The sequence below is a fragment of the Echinimonas agarilytica genome (assembly GCF_023703465.1).
Lineage (GTDB): Bacteria > Pseudomonadota > Gammaproteobacteria > Enterobacterales > Neiellaceae > Echinimonas > Echinimonas agarilytica.
On the sequence record NZ_JAMQGP010000001.1, the window covers coordinates 1 to 26891 of the forward strand.

Annotated in this window: 26 protein-coding genes; 14 read left to right on the forward strand and 12 right to left on the reverse strand. The window is 48.0% G+C overall.

Annotation, left to right across the window (positions count from 1 at the left end; genetic code table 11):
• The first annotated feature begins 341 nt into the window (after window positions 1-341).
• A complete protein-coding gene (locus tag NAF29_RS00005) occupies window positions 342-905 on the forward strand; it encodes a gamma carbonic anhydrase family protein (RefSeq protein WP_251259371.1) in 564 nt (187 codons plus the stop codon).
• A gap of 63 nt (window positions 906-968) precedes the next feature.
• Here the strand turns inward: NAF29_RS00005 and aroE are convergent, their stop codons facing one another.
• Window positions 969-1796, reverse strand: a complete 828-nt coding sequence (gene aroE, locus NAF29_RS00010) for a shikimate dehydrogenase (protein WP_251259372.1) — start codon at window positions 1794-1796, stop codon at window positions 969-971.
• A gap of 204 nt (window positions 1797-2000) precedes the next feature.
• Between aroE and NAF29_RS00015 the strand changes: the two genes are divergently transcribed.
• Window positions 2001-2435: a group II truncated hemoglobin gene (locus NAF29_RS00015; protein ID WP_251259373.1), complete on the forward strand. Its 435-nt coding sequence runs from the start codon at window positions 2001-2003 to the stop codon at window positions 2433-2435.
• Here the strand turns inward: NAF29_RS00015 and hemF are convergent.
• Together hemF and tsaC are read right to left on the reverse strand one after the other, a co-directional pair.
• A complete protein-coding gene (gene hemF / locus NAF29_RS00020) occupies window positions 2432-3358 on the reverse strand; it encodes an oxygen-dependent coproporphyrinogen oxidase (protein ID WP_251259374.1) in 927 nt (308 codons plus the stop codon). The genes NAF29_RS00015 and hemF overlap by 4 nt on opposite strands.
• Window positions 3359-3394: 36 nt before the next feature.
• Window positions 3395-3946: an L-threonylcarbamoyladenylate synthase type 1 TsaC gene (gene tsaC, locus NAF29_RS00025; RefSeq protein ID WP_251259375.1), complete on the reverse strand. Its 552-nt coding sequence runs from the start codon at window positions 3944-3946 to the stop codon at window positions 3395-3397.
• Between the two features lie 194 nt (window positions 3947-4140).
• Here tsaC and purE point away from each other — a divergent pair, with 194 nt between their 5' ends.
• Complete coding sequence (gene purE / locus NAF29_RS00030; RefSeq protein ID WP_251259376.1) at window positions 4141-4626, forward strand: 5-(carboxyamino)imidazole ribonucleotide mutase; 486 nt, start codon at window positions 4141-4143, stop codon at window positions 4624-4626.
• Between the two features lie 2 nt (window positions 4627-4628).
• Complete coding sequence (locus NAF29_RS00035) at window positions 4629-5768, forward strand: 5-(carboxyamino)imidazole ribonucleotide synthase (RefSeq protein WP_251259377.1); 1140 nt, start codon at window positions 4629-4631, stop codon at window positions 5766-5768.
• Window positions 5769-5796: 28 nt separating this feature from the next.
• Here NAF29_RS00035 and NAF29_RS00040 read toward each other — a convergent pair whose 3' ends face one another.
• The 4 genes from NAF29_RS00040 to NAF29_RS00055 form a co-directional block, all read right to left on the reverse strand.
• Entirely contained in the window at window positions 5797-6357 is a 561-nt protein-coding gene (locus NAF29_RS00040; protein WP_251259378.1) for a DNA topoisomerase family protein, read from the reverse strand.
• Between the two features lie 36 nt (window positions 6358-6393).
• Window positions 6394-6867 (reverse strand): DUF494 family protein, encoded by a 474-nt coding sequence (locus NAF29_RS00045; protein WP_251259379.1) that lies wholly within the window; start codon window positions 6865-6867, stop codon window positions 6394-6396.
• Between the two features lies 1 nt (window position 6868).
• On the reverse strand, window positions 6869-7951 hold the full coding sequence (gene dprA, locus NAF29_RS00050) for a DNA-processing protein DprA (RefSeq protein WP_251259380.1): 1083 nt from the start codon (window positions 7949-7951) through the stop codon (window positions 6869-6871).
• A 92-nt stretch (window positions 7952-8043) separates the two neighbouring features.
• Window positions 8044-9123 (reverse strand): LysM peptidoglycan-binding domain-containing protein, encoded by a 1080-nt coding sequence (locus NAF29_RS00055; protein WP_251259381.1) that lies wholly within the window; start codon window positions 9121-9123, stop codon window positions 8044-8046.
• 121 nt (window positions 9124-9244) lie between these two features.
• Between NAF29_RS00055 and def the strand changes: the two genes are divergently transcribed.
• The 5 genes from def to NAF29_RS00080 are packed head-to-tail and all read left to right on the forward strand — an operon-like array spanning window position 9245 to window position 14909.
• Window positions 9245-9763, forward strand: a complete 519-nt coding sequence (gene def, locus NAF29_RS00060; protein WP_251259382.1) for a peptide deformylase — start codon at window positions 9245-9247, stop codon at window positions 9761-9763.
• A 12-nt stretch (window positions 9764-9775) separates the two neighbouring features.
• Window positions 9776-10735, forward strand: a complete 960-nt coding sequence (gene fmt, locus NAF29_RS00065) for a methionyl-tRNA formyltransferase (RefSeq protein ID WP_251259383.1) — start codon at window positions 9776-9778, stop codon at window positions 10733-10735.
• Window positions 10732-12039 (forward strand): 16S rRNA (cytosine(967)-C(5))-methyltransferase RsmB, encoded by a 1308-nt coding sequence (gene rsmB, locus NAF29_RS00070; RefSeq protein ID WP_251259384.1) that lies wholly within the window; start codon window positions 10732-10734, stop codon window positions 12037-12039. Before fmt ends, rsmB begins: the two co-directional genes overlap by 4 nt.
• Before the next feature lie 18 nt (window positions 12040-12057).
• A complete protein-coding gene (gene trkA, locus NAF29_RS00075; protein ID WP_251259385.1) occupies window positions 12058-13440 on the forward strand; it encodes a Trk system potassium transporter TrkA in 1383 nt (460 codons plus the stop codon).
• 14 nt (window positions 13441-13454) lie between these two features.
• The gene (locus NAF29_RS00080) at window positions 13455-14909 is read left to right on the forward strand and encodes a TrkH family potassium uptake protein (RefSeq protein WP_251259386.1); all 1455 of its coding nucleotides are present in this window, start codon (window positions 13455-13457) and stop codon (window positions 14907-14909) included.
• 12 nt (window positions 14910-14921) lie between these two features.
• Here NAF29_RS00080 and hemG read toward each other — a convergent pair whose 3' ends face one another.
• The 4 genes from hemG to pepQ all read right to left on the reverse strand — a co-directional run bounded on the left by hemG (window position 14922) and on the right by pepQ (window position 18963).
• A complete protein-coding gene (gene hemG / locus NAF29_RS00085) occupies window positions 14922-15464 on the reverse strand; it encodes a menaquinone-dependent protoporphyrinogen IX dehydrogenase (protein ID WP_251259387.1) in 543 nt (180 codons plus the stop codon).
• 20 nt (window positions 15465-15484) lie between these two features.
• Window positions 15485-16936, reverse strand: coding sequence for a TrkH family potassium uptake protein (locus NAF29_RS00090; RefSeq protein WP_251259388.1), 1452 nt, complete (start codon window positions 16934-16936; stop codon window positions 15485-15487).
• Window positions 16937-17016: 80 nt separating this feature from the next.
• Window positions 17017-17637, reverse strand: coding sequence for a YigZ family protein (locus NAF29_RS00095; RefSeq protein ID WP_251259389.1), 621 nt, complete (start codon window positions 17635-17637; stop codon window positions 17017-17019).
• Between the two features lie 3 nt (window positions 17638-17640).
• Window positions 17641-18963 carry a Xaa-Pro dipeptidase gene (gene pepQ / locus NAF29_RS00100; protein ID WP_251259390.1) on the reverse strand — a complete coding sequence of 441 codons (1323 nt, stop codon included), beginning with the start codon at window positions 18961-18963 and terminating at the stop codon, window positions 17641-17643.
• Between the two features lie 218 nt (window positions 18964-19181).
• On the opposite strand from pepQ, the gene fadB reads away from it, so the two are divergent.
• From fadB to tusA, 3 genes are all read left to right on the forward strand, one after another.
• On the forward strand, window positions 19182-21335 hold the full coding sequence (gene fadB, locus NAF29_RS00105) for a fatty acid oxidation complex subunit alpha FadB (protein WP_251259391.1): 2154 nt from the start codon (window positions 19182-19184) through the stop codon (window positions 21333-21335).
• A gap of 15 nt (window positions 21336-21350) precedes the next feature.
• Window positions 21351-22517, forward strand: a complete 1167-nt coding sequence (gene fadA / locus NAF29_RS00110; protein ID WP_251259392.1) for an acetyl-CoA C-acyltransferase FadA — start codon at window positions 21351-21353, stop codon at window positions 22515-22517.
• 225 nt (window positions 22518-22742) lie between these two features.
• Window positions 22743-22973 (forward strand): sulfurtransferase TusA, encoded by a 231-nt coding sequence (tusA, locus tag NAF29_RS00115; protein WP_349665549.1) that lies wholly within the window; start codon window positions 22743-22745, stop codon window positions 22971-22973.
• Between the two features lie 91 nt (window positions 22974-23064).
• Here the strand turns inward: tusA and NAF29_RS00120 are convergent, their stop codons facing one another.
• Window positions 23065-23643, reverse strand: coding sequence for a DNA-3-methyladenine glycosylase I (locus tag NAF29_RS00120; RefSeq protein WP_251259394.1), 579 nt, complete (start codon window positions 23641-23643; stop codon window positions 23065-23067).
• 189 nt (window positions 23644-23832) lie between these two features.
• Between NAF29_RS00120 and glyQ the strand changes: the two genes are divergently transcribed.
• A complete protein-coding gene (gene glyQ, locus NAF29_RS00125; RefSeq protein ID WP_251259395.1) occupies window positions 23833-24753 on the forward strand; it encodes a glycine--tRNA ligase subunit alpha in 921 nt (306 codons plus the stop codon).
• Window positions 24754-24755: 2 nt separating this feature from the next.
• A complete protein-coding gene (gene glyS, locus NAF29_RS00130; RefSeq protein WP_251259396.1) occupies window positions 24756-26831 on the forward strand; it encodes a glycine--tRNA ligase subunit beta in 2076 nt (691 codons plus the stop codon).
• The last annotated feature ends 60 nt before the right edge of the window (window positions 26832-26891 follow it).

Sequence of the window (26891 nt, forward strand, 5' to 3'; positions counted from 1 at the left end):
AGATTGTCTTGCTAAATTGTTAAAGAGCGTCGCTTCGGCGTTGCCGTTGCGGGAGGCGTATAATACGCTTCCGGTGGTTAGTGTCAAGCGATTCAATGAATCTTTTTTGCTAACCGATTTTCTTCACTGCTTCGGGCTGAAGCCTTAACTTCTAGCGTTGCCGCCTTGCCCGTTGCTGTGGGGGCGCATTATAGGGAATCTTCTGACACGGTCAAGGGCTTTTTTAATTAAAATAAAATTAATTTCGCTTATAATGAAAACCGTTTAAAAATGCGGCGTGTTGACGTTTTTTTGTTATAAAAACGTTTAAACAATGCTCACAACTGGCAAAGGCCTCTTTTATGCAAGATACGACCTATAAACCTTCGATTGCACTGCGCTCTTATAAAGGAATATTTCCAACCATCGGTGACAACTGTTATATCGACCCCAGTTGCGTGTTGATGGGTGACATTCACATTGGTGATGAAAGTAGTATTTGGCCACTCGTTGCCGCTCGCGGTGATGTAAATGCCATTCGTATTGGCCAACGCACGAATATACAAGACGGCTGTGCACTTCATGTGACTCATAAAAATGAATCAAATTCAAAAGGCTTTCCGCTCATCATTGGTGATGACGTGACCGTAGGACATAAGGCTGTATTGCATGGTTGTACAATTGGAGATCGTGTATTGGTGGGCATGGGAGCCATTGTGCTCGACGGAGCCGTCATTCCGGATGATGTGATGTTAGGCGCTGGTAGTTTAGTGTCTCCTGGAAAAATTTTAGAAAGCGGCCACTTGTATGTAGGGAGCCCCGCACATAAGAAGCGTCCATTAACAGATGCTGAATTAGCTTTTCTTAAGATCTCGGCGGACAACTACGTACGTTGGAAAGATGACTATATAAGTGAAACTCAATAATGAGGCTCTACGGGTCGTAGCAATACTCATGCGCTCGTTAATAAAACGCATGAGTATAAACGGCTAAATACGGCCTAGGTTTTTATTCAATTCACGCAATACTTGGCGCATGCTCGGACGAATGCCGCGCCAAACGGCAAACGATTCGGCCGCTTGAGCCACTAACATCCCCAATCCATCAATACCTTTTGCTGCACCCTGTTGCTTAGCCCAGTTGATGAACACTGTCGGCTCTTGGCGATAAACCATGTCATAGACACTGCTGTATTGATTGATAATACTCGTTGGGATCGGTGGCAGTTCACCGCTCATACTGGCCGACGTGCTATTAATGATGACATCAAAGGGTTCAGCAGCCTCCAATGCATCAAACGTTGTCGCTTCAATATTTTGATGATTAGGGAATAAGTCGACCAAGTCTTGTGCTTTAGAGGTTGTACGATTAACGATTTGAAGCATCACCACGTTTTGCTCTAATAGGGGTAATAAAGTGCCACGGGCCGCACCACCTGCCCCAATCATAAGCACGCGCTTACCTTCAAGGGCAACATGGTTCAACAGCAAGTCTGCAACAAGTCCTGCACCATCCGTGTTATCACCAAGGATTCCACCGTCATCCAGTACCTTTAAAGTATTGACGGCACCAGCCATTCGCGCGCGCTCTGTTAGCTGGGTCGCAAAGTGATAGGCGTCGAGTTTAAAGGGCATAGTGATGTTGCAGCCTTTACCACCATTATTGAAAAACGCAGTCGCGGCCTCTACAAAGCCATCTTCAGCCGGTTCAATCGCGCCATACTCAAGCTGTTGCTGCGTTTGTTCAGCAAACAAACGATGAATGAATGGCGATTTACTTTGTTTAATCGGGTGCCCAAATACGGCGTACTGATCCATAACCACGTCCTAAAATTGGCTTGATACCATAAGGTTTTGTTGTTCAAACGATTCGATCGCTAGATCGCAACACAGTAGTGCCGTGCTTCACGAAACACAAGTCTCCCTTTATTGTGTCGCGGCGACAACTAATAAATGCAGGTTTTACTTCACATGACGATTTGTTAGTTTGAGCATCCATCAAGCATTAGGAGTTTTATGGTGATGAAATGGTTTAAAAGTAAATCCCAGCCTGAACCGATAAAAGAGGCGGAACCAGAGCCTTCGTCACTCTACAAAAGTATTGGCGGAGAAGATGGGGTGCGAGCCTTGGCGAATGCTTTCTATGACCAAATGGAACAACGCAATGAAGCCAAGGAGTTACTGGCCATTCATCCACAACCAATGGACAGTATTCGTCAGCGCTTTTTTGAGTTTTTAAGCGGCTGGCTTGGTGGGCCACCTTTGTTCGAACAAAAGTATGGCCACCCTCGCCTTCGAGCTCGGCACTTATCATTTAAGATTGACGAGCAAATGCGCGACCAATGGATGTTATGTATGGTGCGAGCATTAGACCAAGTCGTCACCTGCCCGCTGACCAAAATGCAATTGCGGCACTCGTTTTACCAATTAGCCGATCACATGCGTAATACTGACTAAGCTTGGATCCACTCGCGTGGCACTAAATAGTCACTGAGCCGTGCTTCGGCAGAGTCTGCATTCGGTTGGTAGTTATACTGCCAACGCACCAGCGGCGGCATCGACATCAATATAGATTCGGTACGGCCACCGGTTTGCAGGCCAAATAGAGTACCTCGGTCGAAGACCAAATTGAATTCCACATATCGCCCTCGACGATACAACTGGAATTGACGTTGAGTGTCATTAAATTCGGTGTCTTTGCGGCGCTTTACAATAGGCATATAGGCATCGGAAAAACCGTTGCCTACCGCTTTCATAAAGTCAAAGCTGCGTTCAAAACCTGGTTCATTTAAATCATCAAAAAATAAACCGCCTATACCGCGTGTTTCTTGGCGGTGCTTTAAATAAAAATACTCGTCGCACCATTTTTTGTATTTGGGATACACCGAATCACCAAAAGGCTGGCACAGGTCATGCGCAGTTTGATGCCAATGCAAACAATCGTCATCCAATGGGTAGAAGGGCGTAAGATCAAATCCGCCACCAAACCACCAAACGGGTTCGGCCCCTTCTTTTTCAGCAATAAAGAATCGAACATTAGCATGCGACGTGGGAACGTACGGGTTTTTGGGATGGACAACTAATGACACACCCAGCGCTTCAAAACGTCGCCCTGCCAATTCCGGCCGATGTGCAGTGGCCGATGCTGGCATTTGCGCACCGGTCACATGTGAAAAATTAACACCAGCTTGTTCGAACACCGCGCCATCGGTCAAAACTCGGCTTCGACCACCGCCCCCTAACGATTCTGTTTTTTCATCGCGCTGCCATGCATCTTCTAAAAAACTCGCTTTGCCGTCAATTTGTGTTAATTGGTCACAAATAGAATCTTGAAGCTGCAGCAAATAGGCTTTCACCGCCTCGACTTGAATATTGCTCATGTCTGGTCATGCTCCTTCATATAAAATGTGCTGCGGTTAACTTGCTCTCACCACAGCCAATGTTCGTGCGTCTCTGATTTGAGTTGGCTTTTCAGATGGGCCACATTCGCCGCTCACAATAACATCAACACGCTCACCAAGCTGTTGCGCGACTTCGTCGGCAGAAATGCAAGGCTCTAGACCTGTGAGGTTCGCGCTCGTTGAAACCACCGCTTGATTCAATTCCGAACACAAACGCTGTACCACCGGATGGGCACTCACCCTCACGGCGATGGTATCAAACTGCCCTGATAGCCAGTGCGGTGTGGACGCATTTTTAGGCACAATCCAAGTATGCGGGCCGGGCCAAGTTGCGAAAACCGTTTCGCGCTGAGCTTCTGTCAACTCGTCAATAGCGATATAAGGAAGAAGTTGGGGGATCGATGCAGCAACTAAAATCAAACCTTTTTCAATAGGACGCTGTTTCACCTTTAGCAACGCATGAACCGCAGCTTCATTCCTGGGGTCGCAGCCCAATCCAAAAACAGCTTCCGTAGGATAAGCAATGATGTGCCCTTGATGAAAAGCGGATATGGCGGCGTCTAGCATGATTTGTTGTCGGTAAAAGTAGCTGTAAAATATGTCAGGAGCTTACCGCAAAGCGTCAATTGTTGATACTGTACCAGTAAGATCGACCGCTTAGTTTTAACTCAGCCTTTCACCTTAGGCGGGTAAATCGCTATAATCCCGCCTTTAGTGCTGAACATGCACCACTTAACCAACGCAAGAAGCAGGAGTATTCAATGCAAGTCGGAATCATTATGGGCTCGAAATCAGACTGGCCCACCATGAAACATGCGGCTGAAATGCTGGACCGGTTTAACATTGCTTATGAAACAAAAGTTGTTTCAGCGCATCGCACCCCTCAACTTCTAGCCGATTATGCAGGCTCTGCGCAAGAGCGTGGCCTTAAAGTGATTATCGGTGGTGCCGGTGGCGCAGCGCATTTGCCTGGTATGGCAGCCGCGTTTACGAATTTACCGGTTCTAGGTGTGCCCGTTCAGTCGCGTATGTTGAAGGGAATTGACTCTCTCTTGTCAATTGTACAAATGCCAAAAGGTGTTGCCGTAGGTACATTAGCCATTGGTGATGCTGGCGCTGCAAACGCAGGATTATTAGCTGCACAAATTATTGGAGCTTTTGACTCGGAAGTCATGGCTAAGGTGAGTGAATTCCGCCAAAACCAAACGGACACTATCTTAAGCCAACCTGATCCGTCAGAGGATTAATCATGAAGGTAATGGTACTTGGAGCGGGACAACTCGCTCAGATGATGGCGCTCGCAGGCGCACCTTTAGGAATATCTGTCGTTGCATATGACGTTCGCACGCATAGCGTGGTTCATCCGGTAACGGGGCAAGATTATCAGCAAGATCTTGCTGCGGGCATCAATGCCAACGATGTGATTACTGCTGAATTTGAGCATATTCCACATGACATCCTCGACCAGTGCCAAGCCAGTGGTAAATTCTTACCCGGCGACAGAGCCATACGCGTAGGCGGCGATCGCCGCCTTGAAAAGCAATTGCTCGACGGCGTCAATGTACCCAACGCACGTTATCAGTTTTTGGCCACAAAAGCCGATTTAACGGCCGCGACTCAGTCAATCGGGTTGCCATTAGTACTTAAAAGTGCACTGGATGGTTACGATGGTAAAGGCCAGTGGCGTTTAAAGTCTGAAACTGAGATCGACGCTGTTTGGGCCGAAATAGAAGAATTTTTGGCGCATAGTAGCGACAATCAGTCGATTGTTGCTGAGCAATGGATTCCGTTCAATCGAGAAGTTTCGGTGATTGGTGTCCGTAATAAAGACGGAAATATTGCCGTCTACCCACTCACCCAAAACCACCATGAAGCCGGTGTTTTAAGCTTATCAGTGGCTCCTGCAACAGGGGAAAATTTACAGCAACAAGCCGTCAGCGCATTTGAAAAAATCGCGAATGAATTGGACTATGTAGGTGTATTAGCGATTGAATTTTTTGATGTTGATGGCCAGCTATTGGTCAATGAAATTGCGCCGCGTGTACACAATTCAGGACATTGGACTCAGCAAGGTGCGGATTGTTGCCAATTCGAAAACCACTTGCGTGCTGTTTGTAATTTACCCTTAGGCAGCACTGAGCTGGTAAGGCCCACCGCAATGGTCAATGTTTTGGGAATTGATTCCGTTCATCAAAAAGCAATGGAAATTGCCGGTAGCCATCAGCATTGGTACGGCAAAGAGCAGCGAGCAGGCCGCAAAATGGGGCACATTAATGTAGCAGGAAAAGACCAAACTCAGATGCTTGCTCAACTTAATGCTCTATTAACGATGTTGCCTGAAGCAGAATTCCCAGGGCTATCGACAGCAATCGCAAAGCTACCCCAGTAAATACCCACTTACCTTCAAAGCTCTTAAATTAAGGGCTTTGAAACTTTCCGCACTTTTTGTCTGCACACTGTAATTTCTGACCTGCGGCCATTTTTCGCTCCATGAGTAAGTCAAAACCACACTCTTCACAAGTGCCTTCTTTAGGCTTGTGGTTAACCGCGAATTGACATTTTGGATAGCTATTACAAGCGTAGAATGTTTTTCCGAATCGAGACTTTCGCTCGATCAAATGCCCTTCATGGCATACAGGACAAATGCATTCCGTATCTGGAGTTTCGTCTAATTGCTCGGTGTGATGGCATTCAGGAAAGCCTGTACAACCAACAAACAATCCGTAACGCCCCTGCTTCAATGCTAAGGGAAGCGAGCACTCAGGACATTCAGTGCCTTCAAGCACTTGTTTAATGGCGGTATCTGATGCGTGCAGCGGCTGTGTGTAATCGCATTCTGGATAATGACTACACCCCACAAACGGGCCACGCTTGCTGTGCTTGAGCACCAATTGATGCGCACACTGAGGGCACTCGCCATGGTCTTGCTCCAAGGCATGCTCGTGTTGGGTGAATAATTTAGAATCAATACCGCTCATTAGACTAATGTACCATAACAAACGGTATTGAAAGAGTTACTGAAGGTAACCCTCGTTGATATCGAACAACAGATCTTCCATTTGAGAGTATGCGCCTTCTTTTCCTGGTACATTAAACAACACCATCAACACAACCCATTTTAAATCTTCTAGGGTCATTTCTGGCACGTCCAATTCCATCACTCGGTCAATCACCATTTCTCGCGTCGTATTGTCGAGCACTTGAGCTTGTTCTAAGAACATCAAGAAACCTCGGCAATGGCTGTCGAGACGAGCGGTTTCGTCCGCTGTATAAATCCGAACAGATGGTTGTACTTGCTTGTACAAATACGGTTTTTTATCACTGTCTTGTAAGTCGGCAAGTCGCTCCAGCCACGCTAAAGCTTTTAGAATTTCTTCTTTATGAAACCCTGCGCGGGTGAGCTCTTCGGTTAACTCATCATGGTCGACCAAGATTTCCACTTCGCTGTGGATGAAATTCTCAAACAAGTACATCAGAATATCAAACATGTCAGCTCCCCCTTAAACGGATATATCCACCCGGAACAGACGCAACACTCCCTTGCATTTCTAATTCCAGCAGTTCTGACAACACAACCTCAACAGCAAGACCCGTTTCTTGGACCAGTTCGTCTACAGACGTTGCGTTATCTTTAACGTTATCCAACAAAACACTATTTGGCAATGCTAGTTTGCTGGTATCTGATGTTGAATATGAGGGTGACTTCTCAGGATTTAAATCCCCTGGCCAAAATATATCGTCAATTCCTTCCACCAGCCCTGCTCCATCCTTGATTAATTGATGGCAACCTTGGCTTTGCGGATTACCTACTGCACCGGGCATAGCATAGACCTCCCGGCCTTGTTCAAGCGCCAACTTAGCCGTAATTAAAGACCCTGAACGCATGCTCGCTTCCACCACCAAGACCCCTTCAGACAAGCCACTAATAATACGATTTCGGCGTGGGAATAAATACCCCACGGGCGCAGTCCACGGTGGCACTTCGCTGATCAGCAAGCCGTGATTGTCGATAATTTGTTGCGCCAATGCTTGATGGCGCTTTGGATAAATGTTGTCTAATCCCGCGCCAAGCACTGCGATAGTAGCCCCCACGTCAAGTGCGCCCTGATGAGCACAAGCATCAATCCCCAATGCCAATCCCGATGTCACCTGATAACCGGACTTCGTGACTTGTTTGGCAATCTGCCGTGCGTTGGCTCGACCACTTGGGCTCGCGTGGCGACTGCCCACAATAGCAAGCTGTGGCGCGCTCAAAAGCTCCTCTTGGCCTACACAAAAAATGAGCGGGGGCGGATCGGCAATCTGTTTTAATAACTCCGGGTATTCACTATCAACCAAGGTAATCACTCGGCCTTGCGAGCGACACAGCCATTGGTCAACTTGCTCCAAATATTGAAGGTCTGGATTAAGCAGCGCACTTTGTTGTTTCTGATTGACTCCTAGTCGAGTCAATTCTTCAACATTGGGTGTCAGAAAGTGCTGCAATAAATTTTGGCGCCAAAGCTTGGCAATAGACATCGGCCCCAGACCAGGAACAGCCTGAAGGGTCAGCCACTTATGTCGTTCATCCATGAACAATCCTTGGTGGTACGGAGCGCGCTGAAGACAACACGCATCACAATCATTTTAAACCAACAGTCCATTGTTGGCCCTTTGCTCTTTGACTACTGAGCGGTTCTTACTTCATCAAACACTTGAAGCTGTTGCTGTGCTCTCATCACTAAAGCATAGCTGACCTTATCAAAGGTTCTAAACACCATCACATGGCCTCTAGGCACCGATGGCAACTCAAGCTTACCAACATTGATCACCATGCCCTCGAGTTTCTCATAGTGACTGGTATCCTCGACATAAACAGGAGCATTTTCGTCATCTACAACGCCTTTACCGAGCTGATACACCGCCATTGTATGACCCGGTTTAACACCGTCTTCTCGGCCACGGTCAATCACCACAACATCGTGTGCAGCAAAGTATTCAAGGTTGTCATGCGTCGCAATGACATGGCCCGCAATCGGTGTAACAGGAGCCTGCGGCATGTAACTCACCGACAGGTTTTCAGCCGGGAGCAGCGGCATGATGCGGTCCCCTTGGCGTATTTCTTGATTGCCTTTAATAATGGTCAATGCAATTAAGTCATCGTGTTGACTGGCATCAGCCACTGCAATTAACGACATACGTAACCCAAGCACCTCAGGTTCGCCAAATCGTCTTAGCTCTTGCTCTGCATGATAGATACCGTAACGCCCCGCATTTTCTATTTCACCCTTGCCGTACATTAACTGGCCTTGGTAGGCGCGAGTGTTGCCATCATTGGTACCCAATACGTATGGCATTGCGTTGTACTGGGCCTGACTAACCACTTGTTCACGCTTTAGAAAGGGTTCTATCACACTGAGTGGAATTGCGGGAATGGCCGACAAATGAGGTTCTGCTCTGACTTGCGGTGACATTTTAATGACTTTCTTTTTACTCAAACGAGGCTGCCCATTCACGAACGTGAGGTAGAGACGGTCGCCTGGATAGATCAGGTGAGGATTGTCCACTTGAGGGTTGGCTTGCCATAGTTGAGGCCACAACCAAGGCGTCGAAAGAAACAATTCCGAGATATCCCACAGCGTATCGCCTTTCTTTACGATGTAGACTTCGGGATAATCAGCACGAACTTTGAGTTCTGTTGCCGCAGTTGTTGCGATAAAAAACGACAGTATCGCGCCCAACGCGAGGCTCAACTTTCGAGACATGTATGCATCCTTGTATGACAAAACCTTGTGGCGACAACAGGCTACCATTTAAACTAGCAAGTTATTACATCCAAATTAAAAGTGCAGCCAGACTGGCTCACAAAATTCTTACGGCAATGATATGGCATTACTAAACGTTTTACGATTTCCAGATGAGCGCTTACGCACTGTAGCAAAACCTGTTGTTCAAGTTGATGACGCCATTCGCGCTCAAATTGACGACATGTTCGAAACCATGCACGAAGAAAATGGCGTAGGACTCGCTGCAACTCAAGTCGACTTTCATCAGCGTCTTGTAGTGATCGATGTCAGTGATGACAAATCAGAGCCGCTGGTACTCATTAACCCTGAAATTATCGACCGCCGAGGCAGCATGATGAACGACGAAGGTTGTTTGTCGGTTCCCGGCACCTATGCGGCGGTTGAGCGCGCTGAAGAAATTACATTTAAAGCGCTCGATCGCGATGGCAACGAGTATCAAATGGAAGCCGACGGGTTGCTCGCTATTTGTGTTCAACACGAACTAGACCACCTTATGGGCAAATTATTTGTAGATTACCTTTCTCCCTTGAAGCGCGATCGCATTCGTAAAAAACTCGAAAAAGAAGCCAAAGCTCAAGCGCGCCACGTCGCCAACTAAAGGAACACCACATTGTCACTTCGAATCGTGTTTGCCGGTACTCCGGACTTCGCCGCTCGTCACCTACAAGCGTTGATTAACAGCGAGCATCATATCGCAGCCGTATATACCCAACCCGACCGGCCCGCCGGTCGTGGTAAGCAGCTTCAAGCAAGCGCTGTGAAGCAATTGGCCGAGCAACACAACATTGAAGTCTGTCAGCCTGCATCGGTGAAGTCCGACGAAGCTCAACAGCAGCTTGCGCAATTCAATGCCGATATCATGGTTGTGGTTGCGTACGGCTTACTGCTACCTGTGGCTATTTTAGAAACGCCGCGTATGGGTTGTATTAACGTGCATGGCTCGTTACTTCCGAAATGGCGTGGCGCGGCCCCGATTCAACGCTCTCTGCAAATGGGCGATGCCGAAACAGGAGTCACCATCATGCAAATGGACATTGGGCTCGACACGGGCGACATGCTGCACACATCAGCATGCGCCATTGAAGCCACCGACACCAGCGCATCACTTTACGATAAACTGGCTCAGCTTGGCCCTCAAGCACTACTTGAAGCGCTCAACGGCTTAGCAGCAGGAACGCTGCAGGCTATCGCTCAGGATGATGCGCAGGCGACCTACGCGTCGAAGCTGACTAAAGCCGAGGCTAATATCAACTGGCAACTCAGCGCCGAGCAAATCGATCGAAACATTCGTGCATTTACGCCGTGGCCTGGCTCCCAAACAAAGATGGGCGAGCATCTCATCAAGGTGCATGCTGCTCACCCTGTTGCAAAGCAGCATTCGACAGCGCCTGGAACAATTTTGGCAGCTTCCAAAGAAGGGATTGATGTAGCGACCCAAAATGGCGCTTTACGCCTTATCAAAATTCAATTACCGGGTAAAAAACCACTCGCTGTGGCCGATGTTTTAAATTCACGGGCCGACTGGTTTGCTCCCGGCCTCTGCTTCGCTTTACCTGAGTCACAATCATGAATAGCCGTGCATGTGCTGCCCAAGCTGTTTACGAAGTGCTCGAACACGGACGCTCGTTAAGTGATTCATTGGTCAGTGCTCAACAAGCGTGTACCAACCCAAAAGATAAGGGGCTCATTGCAGAGCTTAGCTATGGCGTGTTGCGTTGGTTACCTCAATTAGACATACGCGCCCAAGATAAACTCAGCAAACCATTCAAAGGCAAAAATCGAGTCATTCATCACTTGCTGTTAGTGGGGATGTATCAACTGATCCACACTCGCATTCCCGGCCATGCAGCGGTGTCAGAAACTGTAGAAGCATGCCGTCAACTCGGAGCAAAAGGGTTGGCCGGCGTCACCAACGGCGTACTGCGCAGTGTGCAACGCGATTTAGCTGCCGAGGTCAACACGTCAACCGATCAACAATGGCCATCCGACACGCTCCAATACGCTCACCCCAAGTGGTTTATTGAAGCACTCAAAGCCGATTACCCAAATCACTGGCGTTTAATATTAGAAGCTAACACCGAGCGCGCGCCCATGTGGCTTCGGGTGAATCGCCGTAAAATCAGCCGCGACGAGTTTTTAGATGCGTTGGAAGCCGAGCAAATTGACGCCAATCCTACAATTGTCGGCGAAGATGCTGTTTTACTTGCCGAGCCTTGCGATGTTCGTAAGCTTCCCGGTTTTGATGACGGTTGGTTTGCGGTGCAAGATTTAGCTGCCCAGCAAGCAGCCAGCTTTCTGCCTGTTCAAGAAAACCTCAAAACACTCGATGTGTGTGCTGCGCCCGGCGGTAAAACCTGCCACTGGCAAGAGCGCGCCGATAATGCGTTAAACATGCTGGCAATCGATATTGAACCTAAGCGTTTAGCCCGTGTGACCGAAAACTTAACGCGCCTAGAGCTTAAAGCGGACATTAAAGTCGCCGATGCCGCATCGCAAGACTGGTGGGATGGAGAGCTATTTGATGCCATTTTGCTGGATGCGCCCTGTTCCGCAACAGGCGTCATCCGCCGTCATCCCGACATTAAATGGCTTCGGACTAAATCCGACATTCAAGAGTTAAGTCAGCTGCAGTCGAAGATTCTTCAAAACGTGTGGACTATGCTTAAGCCAAATGGCGTACTATTGTATGCTACATGTTCGGTGTTAAAGGCTGAAAACCAAACACAAATTGTGGATTTCCTAGCCGCTCGCACCGATGCTGAGCTGGTTCCAATTCACGAGTATGAGACGCCACAACAACCGGGTTGGCAAATCTTACCCGGCACCGATGGCATGGATGGATTCTATTACGCGCGCCTTCAAAAGCGAGCCTAAGGCAACGACAAAACACTCATGAAGATCATCATTCTTGGTGCAGGGCAGGTCGGCGGAACATTGGCCGAGAACCTTGTCGGTGAAAAAAATGAAATTACCGTTGTAGACCACAACAGCATTTGCTTGCGTGAGTTACAAGACCGATTCGATTTACAAGTCGTTCAGGGCCATGGTGCTCACCCTGATATTCTGGAAAAAGCTGGCGCAGAAGATGCCGACATGTTGATTGCTGTGACCAACAGCGACGAAATCAATATGATGGCCTGTCAGGTGGCCTACACGCTTTTTCATACTCCCACTAAAATTGCCCGCATTCGCTCAACACAGTATCTCAAGTACAAAGAAAAGTTATTTCAAAACCAAGACGTACCGGTTGATTACCTCATTGCACCAGAACAACTAGTCACGGCTTATATCAAACGCTTAGTGGAGTACCCCGGCGCACTGCAAGTCATGGACTTTGCTGACGGCAAAGCCAGCCTAGTGGCGGTGAAAGCCTATTATGGCGGTTCATTAGTGGGCCATGCCTTATCGACCTTGCGTCAACACATGCCCAATATTGATACTCGAGTGGCCGCAATCTTTCGTCAAGGACGCCCTATTCGGCCGCAAGGCACAACCATTATCGAGGCCGATGACGAAGTCTTCTTCATTGCTGATACTCAACACATCCGCTCGGTGATGAGCGAACTGCAACGCCTTGAAGCAAGTTATCGTAAAATTATGATTGCTGGCGGCGGCAATATTGGAATGGGCTTGGCCAAAGCACTTGAGCGCAGCCACCCTTCGGTGAAGTTAATCGAACGAAATCCAGAGCGCGCTGAATACGTGGCATCAGAGCTGGCTAAAACTACGGTATTTTGCGGCGATGCGTCAGACCAAGAGCTGCTTAGCGAAGAGCAAATCGAACAAACCGACTTGTTTATTGCGGTTACCGATGATGATGAAGCCAACATTATGTCAGCCATGCTCGCCAAACGAATGGGCGCGGCCAAAGTCATGGTGCTCATTCAGCGCGGTGCTTATGTCGATTTGGTCCAAGGTGGCGACATTGATATTGCAATCTCACCACAGCAAGCCACGATTTCGTCGCTACTAACTCATGTTCGCCGCGGCGATATCGTCAACGTATACTCATTGCGACGCGGTGCTGCTGAGGCCATCGAAGCCATTGCCCATGGTGATTCGTCTACCTCAAAAGTGGTGGGCCGTGCCATTGCCGATATTAAAATGCCGCCCGGCACTACCATTGGTGCCATTGTTCGCGGTGAAGAGGTGCTCATTGCCCACGACGATACGCGAATTGAGCAAGATGACCATGTCATTCTATTCTTAGTGGACAAAAAATATATTACGGATGTTGAACGGCTATTCGAACCCAGTCCGTTCTTCTTCTTCTAGACGGAGCCCACACCATGCTCAATTTGCGATTATTGATATTGGTGTTGGGCTTGTTTTTATCCAAGCTCGCTTTGTTTCTACTGGTACCGATGACCGTTGGGCTTATCACGCTTGATGGCACCGTATTCGATTTCTTCACAGCTGCGATGATTACAGGTGCCGTAGGTGGTGCGATGATCACCTTTGGCAAGTTAGCACCCTCTCGCCCCAATAGCATGTTACGCGCGCGCGATATGTTCATGCTGACATCAATGGTATGGCTCATATTCTCGTCTATGGCAGCACTGCCTTTCGTGTTTATCGAACATATCAGCTTTACCGATGCTTTTTTTGAAACCATCTCAGGCGTCACCACCACAGGTTCGACGGTGCTGTCAGATTTGCCAAACCATGCACCGAGTATTCTCATCTGGCGCTCCATTTTGCAGTGGCTCGGTGGTATTGGTTTTATTGTGATGGGCGTAGGCATTTTGCCTTACCTAAACGTAGGCGGCATGAAGCTTTTTCAAACGGAATCCTCAGACTGGAGCGACAAGCAAGTCCCTCGCTTGAAGCATTACACTGCGCTGCTGTTTACCGCATACTCAATCCTCACTGCGTTATGCATGGTGTGTTACAAGCTTTCAGGAATGTCTTGGTTCGACGCTATCAATCATGCGCTCACTACACTCTCAACCGGGGGCTATTCAACCTCTGATGCCTCGATGGCTGGCTTTCCCGTCGCTGCGCACTGGGTCGCGATTGTGTTTATGTTTGCCGGCGGCATTCCACTGCTGTTGTTTATCCAATCTGCTCGCCGGAAGTCACTCAATCCTTGGCAAGATCAGCAGCTCATGGGGTATCTAAAGTTGGTGTTGCTAGCTTCTGCGGTACTGACTGCATACCTATACATGACTCACCAACAATCCTTGATTGACGCTGCACGATTGAGCCTGTTCAACGTTATTTCCATTGTCACAACCACAGGCTTTGCACTCACCGATTATTCGGCTTGGGGCGCGCTCGCAGCTGGGCTATTTTTTCTTCTCACTTTTGCCGGCGGATGTTCGGGATCCACCGCAGGTGGCATTAAAATTTTTCGTTTTCAGGTAGCGTGGGAGATCATGTTGCGCCACCTCCGGAGTCAGGTGCACCCCTACGGCACCTTCACAGCACGATACAACAAGCGGCCCATCTCAGATGACATTGTGGCTTCTGTGCTCACATTAGCATTCCTGTTTATGCTCACTATGGCACTGCTGACCTTGTTTTTGGCAGCACTTGGATTGGACTTTGTCACGGCTTTAACCGGGGCAGTCACTGCGGTCTGCAATGTTGGGCCTGGATTAGGAGATACGATTGGCCCTGCTGGCAATTTCTCATCGTTACCCGATGCCGCCAAATGGGCGTTAGGTATTGGAATGTTGGCAGGACGATTGGAGATCACCACCTTGGTGATCTTGTTCTTGCCTAAGTTTTGGAAAAAGTAAACGCTGTTGGATTTAGTGGAGTTTCGATACTCGCTCAGCGAAGTGTCTCACATCCGCCCAGTCGGTATAGTCAATATCTCGACTCGTATCGGTATTGCCTTTGGTCATCCACATAATAAATCGAATGATCATTTTGTCAGACCACTTATATTTGCTGTAAAGCAATGCGCCGGCAAACACATGAGCAACACTGGGTTGCCAGTCCACTTCAGCTAAAAACCTCTTAATGTAAGGGTTGGTATCTACGGTATTTTTGTTGGGCTTTCTAGCTGTTAGATTGACACTGAAAAACACGGTTGTCGTGTCTTCAAGTTGTGCCTTATGAGCTTTAATAAACGCTGCGAGATGCTTTTCATGCTTTCCGTAATGAATAGAGCCAGCCAACACTACTTTTGAGAACGATGCTATATCGGGCACCGACTCTTCAGCGTCAGATAGACGTCGCGTAGTGACCTGTGCGCCATCAGCTTCCAATACATCTTGTATACAGGCCATTATTTTAGCGGTTTGACCTTCACGGCTCGTGTAAACAAGCAATACATCGCGCTCAGACATGCATCTCTTCCTTTAATGGTTTAATTTCGCCAAAATGCCGGCGTGAGTAATACTAACAGCGTAAAGACTTCGAGCCGGCCAAATAGCATGGCCACAATTAACAGCCATTTCGAGGCTGTTGGCACATCGCCGTAATGCACCGCCACTTCGCCTAAGCCTGGGCCCAAGTTATTCAACGTAGCAGCCGTAGCAGAGAATGCGCTGACCTCTTCCATGCCCGTACCTACCAATCCTAACATGATGATGACGAATACTAAGGCATAGGCTGCAAAGAACCCCCAGACCGCGTCCATCACGCGTTCAGGGACGGGTTTTCGGCCCAAGCGAATGGAGTAAATAGCCTTGGGGTGCACCAAACGCTTCAACTCTCGGATGCCTTGTAAATTCATCAATAACACACGAATCACTTTAATACCGCCGCCCGTTGAGCCTGCACAACCACCAATGAATGACGCAAACATCAGAAGAATCGGCAAAAACAACGGCCATGCCGTAAAGTCAGTTGTGACAAACCCTGCGGTGGTACTCATGGATACGGCTTGAAGCAACGCCTGATCCAATGTTTTTCCTACAGAATCGTAAACACTGTCACCTAACAACACCATAAAACACAGCAGCACCAAGCACACCTGAATACCAATGAAGGTTCTAAGCTCTGGATCACGCATGTACATCTTAAGTGAGCGGGTCACCACATATGCGTGATGCAATGCGAAATTTACGCCTGAAATAAGCAAAAACACCACACAAACTATATTCACAGCGGCACTGTCAAAATACCCTAAGCTGGCGTCATGAGTGGAAAATCCGCCAATAGCGATGGTTGAAAAGCTATGACAAATGGCATCAAACCAATTCATGCCTGCAAAGTAGTAGGCCAACGCACAAGCAACCGTAAGTGACAAATAGATATACCAAAGGTATTGCGCGGTATCTGCAATTCTTGGAGTCATTTTCGAATCTTTCACAGGCCCCGGAGTTTCTGCGCGATACAGCTGCATGCCCCCAACACCCAGCAATGGCAAGATAGCCACCGCCAACACAATGATTCCCATGCCGCCAAACCACTGCAGTTGCTGCCGATAAAACAAAATTGCTTTGGGCAGATCATCCAACCCCGACAGCACAGTGGCCCCAGTAGTGGTTAAGCCTGAAAATGACTCAAAAAAGGCATCTGCTGTGGAAATGTTCAATGATTCACTGATTAAAAATGGCACCGCCCCAACGGTTCCCAATACGGTCCAAAACAAAACCACAATCAAAAAGCCTTCTCGGGCTTTCAAATCACGGCTTGCATTTCGGTTGGGCAACCATGAAAACAGGCCAATCACTAAACAAATGAAAAAAGCCAAGGTAAACGCAAGGCCGCCACCATCCTTAAAATGGAGGGACACCAACGCTGGCGGAATCATAGTGACACTGAAAATTGTCACCAAGATGCCTAAAATTCGGGCTAGAGAACGGAATTCCATGAACTATTCGAAGTCGAGAAACCAATGGAAATGAATATCTTGTAAGTTTGAAGTTAAATAGCGCTAGGCGCAAGGAATAGTCACGCTTTGTTGCTATGGATGTGAATAGTACCCGCACCTAAATCTAACAATTGTTGTGTAAAATCCTGTTCAGCAGTCAATGGCACGGTCAACACTAACGTCACTTGGTCGGTAAATTCACTGCCGGTCACCGCTCCGTCGAATCTAGCCACAAGGTGCAAAACCTGCTGATGCAGTGGGTAAGACAATGTAATTTTAAGCTGTACCAATGGTAAACATTGTTGCCATTGCGTGTGCTCAAACACCGCTCGCACTGCGCCAGCATAAGCACGAACCAAGCCGCCTGTACCCAACTTCACGCCACCAAAATAACGCACCACCATCACCATTAAAAAGCCCGCTGGTTTACCGGTAAGTACGGCAAGCATAGGCCGCCCTGCAGTGCCACTGGGTTCTCCATCATCACTTGAACCGCTGGCGTGAACATCAAACGGGGTGTCTACGATTTGTGCCCAGCAGTGATGCCTTGCATGGGGATGCAAAGCCTTGATGCGTGCTTTAGCTTGGTCGGCTTCTTGAAGTGAGGATACAGGTTCGAGATAAGCAATAAAGCGGCTGTTCTTAATTTCTATTTCAGCTTCAGCCGCTTGTTCAGGACGCCAATAGTCGGTTTGTGCCATTAACTAGCGTAAACCCAAGTTGCGCGTAATATTTTCTGGCCCACCGGGAGTGACGATGATGTTGTCTTCCACACGAATTCCGCCATATGGACGCAACGCATTCACCATCGACCAATCAACGTGATCAGAGTAATTCCCAGCTTTCAATTTAGCCAACAAGGAATCGATGAAGTAAAGCCCCGGTTCAATCGTGATCACTTGACGGTCTTCTAATTTACGCGTTAAACGTAAAAACGGATGCGCTTCAGGAGCCGACACATGCTTGCCACGGTCGTTGTCTAAAAAGCCGCCCACATCATGAACTTGCAGACCAATCAAATGCCCCAAACCATGCGGAAAGAATGTGGCGCTTACGCCTGTCTCCAACATGTGCTCTGGGCTCATATCTACAATACCGAAGGCATTCAGCAAGGCGGCAATGCGCAGATGGCAATTGAGGTGGAGTTCAACGTAATCCATCCCCACTTTAACTTGCTCGACCAGACCTTTTTCAAGCTCCGTCATCGCGGCAAGTAGCTCAGCAAATGTGCCTTCGCCTTTAAAGCAATGGGTTCGAGTAATATCCGCCGCATAACCATTAAAGCTGGCGCCAGCATCAATCAAGAATGACAACGACTCAGTTGGTGCGGTGCGCTCTTGCTGCATGTAATGCAGAATGGCGCCATTTTCGTTCAAACCTATGATATTGCCGTAGGGCAGTTGCGCATCAGTATGGCCCGTTGCATTCAAATACGCGGCATGAATATCCAACTCAGACTTACAGTCTAAAAACGCATCGCGTGCCGCTGTGTGACCCGCCACTGCAATGCGGTTCGCTTCGCGCATACACATCAGCTCATAGTCAGTTTTATAAGCGCGGTGATAATGTAAATAGGTGAGTACTTCATCAGGGTTGAATTGACCAATGCTCAAAGCCTCAGCTACTTCTACGTGTTCGCCGATATACGCCATGTTGTCCATATCTCGGGGCAAATGGCGAAACACTTGGTCGGCTTTGCTGAGCAACACGAGTTCAAAGGAATCAACCCAAAATTGATCGGGGGCATCGGGTACCTTGTGCCAAAAGTCTTCAGGGCGATAGAAAATAAGTTTTGGTTTTTTCACGCCATCTACCACCAACCAACAATTGGGGTTATCAACCACAGGTAGCCATGCTTTGAAATGAGGATTGACCTTAAATGGGTAATCCATGTCGTCTAAAAATTGGCGCTTAGTTTGGCCTGAATGGATGATTAAGGCGTCAAGGCCGCTCCGCTCAAGAGCTTTTTGTGTGCGTTGTTGCAGAGTTTCAATGTGCTTCGGGTAACAAGTCGCTAGGCTCGACATAACTTCATTCTCTTCGAAAGCATTAATGACCGTATAAAGATACCACAGGCGAATACGGATAGGGATGTTAGCCGCATCATAGAATTAAACACTTGTTTTAAATTCCTGTTGATATTTTTCTCTGAATGAACAACACTCAAGCGCACAACTGGTTTGACCAGATAACAATAAATCCGAATATGCACCCTATTTTTATCGCGAATGCTCGGAGACGCGTCATGATTTTTGAATCTAATAACATCAAAGTGAGCTTGCTCGACAACGGTATAGCTGAACTCTGTTTTGATGCCGAAGGCTCGGTTAACAAGTTAGACCGCGCTACCCTTCAAATGCTCGATGAAGGCCTCGAGGCCATCACCAACAGTAGCTCAGATATTAAAGGCGTATTGGTCAGTTCGGCCAAAGATAGCTTTATTGTCGGAGCTGACATCACAGAGTTTTTAGGCTTGTTTGCCCTTCCCGATGGTGAACTTGCAAACTGGCTAACCCTTGCCAACAAAATATTCAACAAGTTAGAAGATCTGCCTTTACCGACCGCCAGCGCTATCCGTGGTTTTGCCTTAGGCGGCGGTATGGAAACTATATTATCAACCGACTTCCGAGTAGCCGATGAAACGGCCACGGTTGGTTTGCCTGAAACCAAACTCGGCATCATGCCCGGATTTGGCGGTACGGTTCGCTTGCCCCGATTGATTGGTGCAGACAACGCGCTTGAGTGGATCACTACAGGCAAAAACTACAAAGCAAAAGCAGCCCTTGCAGTCGGAGCAGTCGATGCGGTTGTGGCTAAAGGTAATGCACGTAAGATCGCACTCGAAATGCTCACCGATGCGGCAGAAGGACGCTTAGACTGGCAATGTCGCCGCGCTCATAAAGTCGCACCTTTAACCTTAAGTAAACTCGAAGCAGCCATGAGTTTTACCACCGCCAAAGGCATGGTGGCAATGAAAGCGGGTAAACACTACCCTGCTCCAATGATGGCAGTGACAACAGTTGAAGCCTCGTCAACATTCGGTCGTCAGCAAGCGCTAGAAAATGAACAACAAGGCTTTATTAAGCTCGCTAAGTCTGACGTGGCGCAAGCGCTCGTTGGTATATTCTTGAATGACCAATACATCAAGTCATTAGCGAAGAAAGCCGGCAAGTCCGCCAAAACAGTTAACGCTGGCGCGGTATTGGGTGCGGGCATCATGGGCGGCGGCATCGCTTATCAAGGCGCGAGCCGTGGCACGTCTATGGTCATGAAAGACATCAATCAAGACGCGCTTGAATTAGGTCTTTCCGAAGCCAGTAAACTTCTCAATAAGCAGCTCGATCGTGGGCGTATCAAAGGTTGCGACATGGCGAAGATACTCAACAGTATCGTGCCGTCATTAGAATATAGTGCGCTGGCCCATGTGGACGCGGTCGTTGAAGCCGTGGTGGAACACCCAGCAGTTAAAGGAAAGGTGCTTGCTGAGGTAGAAGAAGCCGTAGGCGACAACACCATCATCACATCAAACACGTCGACTATTTCCATTAACCAACTTGCCAAAAGCCTAAAAGATCCATCACGCTTCTGTGGTATGCACTTCTTCAACCCCGTACATCGTATGCCGTTGGTTGAAATCATTCGCGGTGAGAACACCTCTGATGAAACCATTGCAACTATCGTAGCGTGGGCCGCTAAGATGGGTAAATCACCGGTCGTTGTCAATGATTGCCCTGGTTTTTTCGTGAACCGTGTGTTGTTCCCCTACTTTGGTGGATTCACCAAATTACTTGCCGATGGCGTCGACTTTGAACGCATCGACCGCATCATGGAAAAGCAATTTGGATGGCCAATGGGCCCAGCGTACTTGCTCGACGTTGTGGGACTTGATACTGCACATCATGCACAGGCAGTAATGGCCGAAGGGTTCCCAGAGCGAATGGCTAAAGAAGGCAGCGATGCCATTGACCTTATGTTTGAGAACAAACGTTTCGGCCAAAAGAACGGTCACGGTTTTTATCAGTACACCACAGATAAACGTGGAAAGCCCAAGAAAGTGCCTTGTCCAGACGGTAAAGCATTGCTCGCAACCGAACGTACCTTGGAAATTATCGATGAAGATATTATCGCCCGCGTAATGATCCCAATGATCTTGGAAACCGTGCGCTGTTTAGAAGAAAGTATTATTGCGTCGCCCGCTGAAGCAGACATTGCATTGGTCTATGGCCTTGGTTTCCCTCCTTTCCGCGGTGGTGTATTCCGTTACCTCGAAACCATAGGCTTACCTCAGTTTGTTGAATTGGCAGACCGATTTGCTTCTTTAGGAGCTCTGTATCAAGTGACCCCCACCATGCGCTCGATGGCTGACAACGGCCAAACCTATTTGACCGCCGCTAAGTAAGAACGGAGAAAGAACATGAAAGACGTTGTTATCATCGATTGTATTCGTACCCCAATGGGACGTTCAAAAGGCGGTATATTCCGGAACGTTCGTGCTGAAACATTATCGGCACATTTAATGAAAGGTTTGATCGACCGTAACCCTGGCCTCGAACCTGAACAAATTGAAGATGTCATTTGGGGCTGTGTTCAACAAACACTAGAGCAAGGCTTTAACATTGCGCGCAATGCAGCGCTATTAGCGGGTGTTCCTAAGTCAGCTGGCGCTGTCACCGTCAACCGTCTATGTGGCTCATCAATGCAAGCGCTACATGATGCGGCGCGTTCCATTATGACTGACATGGGTGATGTTTTTATCGTCGGGGGCGTGGAGCACATGGGTCACGTTCCTATGAATCACGGTGTAGATTTTCATCCTGGCATGGCCAAAAGTGTGGCCAAAGCAGCCGGAATGATGGGCTTAACTGCCGAAATGCTCGGTAAAATGCATGGCATTACTCGCGAACAGCAAGATGAATTTGCCGCACGCTCTCATGCTCGTGCACATGCCGCGACGGTTGAAGGCCGATTTAAAGCTGAGATTCACCCGACCGAAGGACACGACGCTGACGGTAAATTAAAGTTATTTGATGAAGACGAAGTGATTCGTCCGGAAACAACTGTGGAAGCTTTATCGGGTTTACGCCCAGTGTTTGATCCGGCTAATGGTACAGTGACTGCGGGCACATCATCAGCATTATCCGATGGTGCTTCGGCCATGCTGGTGATGTCTGCCGACAAAGCCAAAGAACTAGGTCTGAAACCTCGCGCTAAAATCCGAGCCATGGCTATTGCAGGCTGCGATCCGTCCATCATGGGATACGGCCCAGTACCGGCCACTCATAAAGCACTTGAGCGTGCGGGTCTCACGGTAAATGACATGGACGTGATTGAGCTAAACGAAGCATTCGCGGCACAGAGTTTACCCTGCGTTAAAGATCTTGGTTTGACCGACGTAGTAGACACCAAAATTAACCTTAACGGCGGAGCCATAGCATTAGGTCATCCACTTGGTTGTTCCGGTACTCGTATCTCAACAACCTTGCTGAACTTAATGGAAGCGAACGATGCCAAGTATGGCTTAGCCACCATGTGTATTGGTCTAGGCCAAGGCATTGCCACAGTATTTGAACGTCTCGACTAATTTCGTGCTGCCCAAGTGCCCTACACATTTGGCATTCCAACCCGCGATTAGATAAATACCGAAGAGTATTTCCCAACACCTATTGCCGCTCATGGAGCGGCTTTTTTATATCTTCAGCATTGTAATGATAGGGAGTGTTGGCTGTCTTTGTTATGATGGGGCACCTACACGCATATGCTTTGTTCATTCACTAGGAACCGGTCTGTGAGTCAGTCTTCTCAAAACATTATTGTTCACCGTACACTCGATACAATCGGCTTGCGTTGCCCTGAACCTGTCATGATGGTTCGTAAGACCGTTCGTGAAATGCAGGCAAAAGAGATATTGCTCGTTACAGCAGACGATCACTCTACCACCCGAGATATCCCAAGTTTTTGTGAGTTTATGGAACACAAATTAGTGCATGCAGAAGTTAACACTGCCCCCTTTCGATATTGGATAAAGAAAGGCATGTAAGTATGTTTCACGTGAAACATGCATCTCACAACATACCTTATCAGGCGTTCTAATAGGCTTAAGCACAACAATCAATGCCTCAAATTCAGCTCTACCGCACCAATTTTTGAACTTCCTTCTTTCTGAAACAGCTATTGGCGTGATCATTAACTAGACCAGTCGCTTGTAGGTGAGAGTAGACCGTCGTAGAACCTAGAAATTTGAATCCCCGTTTTTTCAGATCTTTGGCAAGGGCATCACTGAGTGGCGAATTTGCTACGTAATCATCAATTGAATCGATGCTATTCACTATGGGCTGATGATCCACGTAAGCCCATATGTAACTGCAAAAACTACCAAACTCTTGTTGAATTTGAAGGAAGCATTTCGCGTTATTTATGCTGGCTTCAATCTTTAATCGATTTCGAACGATGGAAGCATCGAGCATCAATCGTTCCACATCTTTCTGGTTCATCGATGCAACTTGACGCACGTCGAAATCCAAAAATGCATGCCGATAACCTTGGCGCTTTTTCAAAATGGTATACCAACTCAATCCCGCTTGAGCAGACTCCAACACCAAGAATTGGAACATGGTAGCGTCGTCGTATACTGGAACCCCCCATTCAGTGTCGTGGTATTCCACATAATCGGGTTTGCTGACGTCCAGCCACGGGCAGCGCTCACACATATGAAGTCCTTCGTTAAGAGTGTTTTAATGAGTCCTGAAACTGCAACGGACACGATATTCCAACACAGACTTGACCATTAGTTTGGCGAAATCAAAAAAAACGACCAAACGACTATAACTTAACCTACATTCCGAGCACTTCAAACGGTATACTTAGCGTCTTTTTATTTTTCGGATAACGATCCAGGCATGAAGCAGGAATACGACTATTCAACATTCCAAGGCCTAATCTTGGCACTCCAAGATTATTGGGCTAAGCAAGGCTGCGTCATCGTTCAGCCTTTGGACATGGAAGTGGGCGCAGGCACCTTCCACCCTCAAACATTTTTACGTTCAATTGGTCCAGAGCCAATGAGCAGCGCTTACGTGCAACCTTGCCGTCGCCCTGCTGATGGCCGTTATGGTGAAAACCCTAACCGATTGCAACATTACTATCAGTTCCAAGTTGTTCTTAAACCTTCACCCGACAACATACAAGAGTTGTATTTGGGCTCGCTTAAAGCGCTTGGCTTAGATACTTTGGTTCATGACGTGCGCTTCGTAGAAGACAACTGGGAATCGCCTACGTTGGGTGCCTGGGGTCTTGGCTGGGAAGTTTGGTTGAACGGAATGGAAGTGACTCAGTTCACTTACTTCCAACAAGTAGGCGGCATTGAATGTAAGCCTGTTACCGGTGAGATCACGTACGGCCTCGAACGAATTGCAATGTACTTGCAAGGCGTTGACTCGATTTACGATTTGGTATGGACAGACGGGCCTCTAGGCAAAGTTACCTATGGCGACGTATTCCACCAAAATGAAGTTGAACAATCGAAATATAATTTTGAGATCGCTGACACCGATGTGCTGTTCAAGCAGTTTGACCACTGCGAAAAAGAAAGCCAAAAACTGATTGAAGCTGGATTACCGCTGCCTGCTTACGAGCAAGTCATGAAAGCTAGTCATGCATTCAACATGCTCGATGCCCGTCATGCCATTTCAGTCACAGAACGACAGCGCTACATTCTACGCGTACGGGCGTTGGCAAAAGCCGTCGCAGAAGCATACTACGCGACACGCGAAGCATTGGGTTTTCCGATGTGCAGTCACGCTAGCAAGTCGGAGAAGTGATTATGACTACAGAAAATTTGCTGGTTGAACTCGGCACGGAAGAACTACCGCCTAAAGCACTACCTAAACTCGCCTCAGCATTTGCTGCAGCATTTGAAGCTGGCCTGAAAGATGCCGGTTTAGTGTTTGAAAATGTTAATTGGCTTGCGAGCCCTCGCCGTCTTGCCATTCAAGTTTCAGCGCTGGCTCATGCGCAACCTGACCGTGTTGAAGACAAGCGTGGGCCTTCGGTAAGCGCAGCGTTTGATGCCGATGGCAATCCTACCAAAGCAGCACAAGGTTGGGCTCGAGGAAACGGCATTACCGTTGATCAAGCTTCACGCCTAAAAACTGACAAAGGTGAGTGGTTACTTCATCGCGCTGAGATTAAAGGTAAGGATGTAGCATCGCTTCTGCCAGACCTTGTTCAGAAAGCGGTCAAGCAAATACCTATCCCAAAAGCAATGCGCTGGGGTGCGTACGACACTGAGTTCATTCGCCCTGTTCACACCTTCACACTACTCTATGGCGACACACTGATAGACGCTGAAGTATTGGGCAAACGATCGGGCCTTCAAGTCCAAGGACATCGTTTCCACAGCGAAGGACTTATTTCAATTGCGCATGCTGATGAATACGAGACCCTGTTAGAAACTCAAGGACGCGTCATTGCGAGCTTTGAGCGTCGTCGCAACATCATCAAGCAACAAGTAAAAGCAGTTGCCGCACAAGAAGGCGGTGTTGCAGACATTGATGCGGATTTGCTAGACGAAGTGACTGCACTGGTTGAATGGCCTGTCACCTTGGTGGGTAGTTTTGAAAACGACTTTTTAGTCGTCCCGAAAGAAGCTCTCATCTACACGATGAAAGACAATCAAAAATACTTTCCGGTGCTCGATAGAAGCGGCGAACTCATGTCTCGCTTCATCTTTGTATCGAATATTGAAAGTAAAGATCCAAGCCAAGTTGTTTCCGGCAACGAGAAAGTGATTCGCCCTCGCCTTGCGGATGCACGTTTCTTTTTAGAAACTGATAGCAAGAAAACTTTAGAGTCACGTGTTGAAAGCCTGGGTACTGTGCTGTTTCAAAAACAACTTGGAACACTAAAAGACAAAGCCGAACGCGTAGCAAAACTCGCAGGGTACATTGCGGCTCAGTTAGGTGGAAATGAAACCGACGCGTTACGCGCAGGCTTGTTAAGCAAAACCGACTTAATGACCGAGATGGTGATGGAATTCCCGGATGTACAAGGAGTAATGGGAATGCACTACGCGCGCAACGACGGCGAAACCGAAGCGGTGGCCATTGCACTCAACGAACAGTACATGCCCCGCTACTCAGGTGACCAATTACCTTCAACTGAAGTGGGATGCGCTCTGGCGATCGCCGAAAAGATTGACACACTTGTGGGTATTTTTGGTATTGGCCAGGCACCAAAAGGTGACAAAGACCCATTTGCTCTCCGGCGCGCAGCGATTGGCTCTTTGCGTATTTTAGTAGAGAAGTCATTGCCGCTAGATATCGCTGACCTCGCTCATCAAGCCCAATCAAACTTTGGCCCTCACCAACTTACCAATGCTAACGTTGTTGATGACGTAGTCGATTTTACACTAGGTCGCTTCCGTACTTGGTATGAAGATCAGTCAGTCAGCGTTGATGTGATCCAAGCAGTATTGGCAAAGCGCCCTACTGAACCTTCAGATTTTGATGCCCGTATAAAAGCCGTAAGCCACTTCCGAACACTCTCGCAGTCGTCTGATCTTGCCGCTGCGAACAAACGTGTTGGTAACATTTTGGCGAAAATTGAAGGTCAGTTGCTAACTTCAATTGATACGAGCTTGCTCACTGAGCCTGCCGAAATTGCATTGTACAATGCGTTTACCGAGGCACAGTTAAAGTTGAAGCCTCTGTTTGCCGACAGTAACTATCAGCAAGCACTGACGGAACTCGCAACGTTAAATGAGGTCATCAATGCATTCTTTGATGAAGTCATGGTCAACGCTGACGATACTGCTGTCCGACAAAACCGTCAGGCATTATTGAACCAACTTCATCAGGCATTTTTACATACTGCTGACATCTCGTTATTGCAACAATAAAGCACATGTTGCAGACGTTGTGGTTACACAAAAAACCGGTCGTTAGGCCGGTTTTTTTAT

What these genes read in the sequence shown, in the direction of transcription:
- fadA (WP_251259392.1), top strand. Translation starts at nt 21,351, where the DNA reads ATGAAAGACGTTGTTATCATCGATTGTATTCGTACCCCAATGGGACGT.
- dprA (WP_251259380.1), bottom strand. Translation starts at nt 7,951, where the DNA reads ATGGATGAACGACATAAGTGGCTGACCCTTCAGGCTGTTCCTGGTCTG.
- NAF29_RS00045 (WP_251259379.1), bottom strand. Translation starts at nt 6,867, where the DNA reads ATGTTTGATATTCTGATGTACTTGTTTGAGAATTTCATCCACAGCGAA.
- NAF29_RS00005 (WP_251259371.1), top strand. Translation starts at nt 342, where the DNA reads ATGCAAGATACGACCTATAAACCTTCGATTGCACTGCGCTCTTATAAA.
- tsaC (WP_251259375.1), bottom strand. Translation starts at nt 3,946, where the DNA reads ATGCTAGACGCCGCCATATCCGCTTTTCATCAAGGGCACATCATTGCT.
- glyS (WP_251259396.1), top strand. Translation starts at nt 24,756, where the DNA reads ATGACTACAGAAAATTTGCTGGTTGAACTCGGCACGGAAGAACTACCG.
- NAF29_RS00080 (WP_251259386.1), top strand. Translation starts at nt 13,455, where the DNA reads ATGCTCAATTTGCGATTATTGATATTGGTGTTGGGCTTGTTTTTATCC.
- pepQ (WP_251259390.1), bottom strand. Translation starts at nt 18,963, where the DNA reads ATGTCGAGCCTAGCGACTTGTTACCCGAAGCACATTGAAACTCTGCAA.
- hemG (WP_251259387.1), bottom strand. Translation starts at nt 15,464, where the DNA reads ATGTCTGAGCGCGATGTATTGCTTGTTTACACGAGCCGTGAAGGTCAA.
- purE (WP_251259376.1), top strand. Translation starts at nt 4,141, where the DNA reads ATGCAAGTCGGAATCATTATGGGCTCGAAATCAGACTGGCCCACCATG.
- fadB (WP_251259391.1), top strand. Translation starts at nt 19,182, where the DNA reads ATGATTTTTGAATCTAATAACATCAAAGTGAGCTTGCTCGACAACGGT.
- NAF29_RS00015 (WP_251259373.1), top strand. Translation starts at nt 2,001, where the DNA reads ATGAAATGGTTTAAAAGTAAATCCCAGCCTGAACCGATAAAAGAGGCG.
- hemF (WP_251259374.1), bottom strand. Translation starts at nt 3,358, where the DNA reads ATGAGCAATATTCAAGTCGAGGCGGTGAAAGCCTATTTGCTGCAGCTT.
- rsmB (WP_251259384.1), top strand. Translation starts at nt 10,732, where the DNA reads ATGAATAGCCGTGCATGTGCTGCCCAAGCTGTTTACGAAGTGCTCGAA.
- NAF29_RS00055 (WP_251259381.1), bottom strand. Translation starts at nt 9,123, where the DNA reads ATGTCTCGAAAGTTGAGCCTCGCGTTGGGCGCGATACTGTCGTTTTTT.
- glyQ (WP_251259395.1), top strand. Translation starts at nt 23,833, where the DNA reads ATGAAGCAGGAATACGACTATTCAACATTCCAAGGCCTAATCTTGGCA.
- def (WP_251259382.1), top strand. Translation starts at nt 9,245, where the DNA reads ATGGCATTACTAAACGTTTTACGATTTCCAGATGAGCGCTTACGCACT.
- trkA (WP_251259385.1), top strand. Translation starts at nt 12,058, where the DNA reads ATGAAGATCATCATTCTTGGTGCAGGGCAGGTCGGCGGAACATTGGCC.
- NAF29_RS00095 (WP_251259389.1), bottom strand. Translation starts at nt 17,637, where the DNA reads ATGGCACAAACCGACTATTGGCGTCCTGAACAAGCGGCTGAAGCTGAA.
- NAF29_RS00120 (WP_251259394.1), bottom strand. Translation starts at nt 23,643, where the DNA reads ATGTGTGAGCGCTGCCCGTGGCTGGACGTCAGCAAACCCGATTATGTG.
- NAF29_RS00040 (WP_251259378.1), bottom strand. Translation starts at nt 6,357, where the DNA reads ATGAGCGGTATTGATTCTAAATTATTCACCCAACACGAGCATGCCTTG.
- NAF29_RS00090 (WP_251259388.1), bottom strand. Translation starts at nt 16,936, where the DNA reads ATGGAATTCCGTTCTCTAGCCCGAATTTTAGGCATCTTGGTGACAATT.
- aroE (WP_251259372.1), bottom strand. Translation starts at nt 1,796, where the DNA reads ATGGATCAGTACGCCGTATTTGGGCACCCGATTAAACAAAGTAAATCG.
- NAF29_RS00035 (WP_251259377.1), top strand. Translation starts at nt 4,629, where the DNA reads ATGAAGGTAATGGTACTTGGAGCGGGACAACTCGCTCAGATGATGGCG.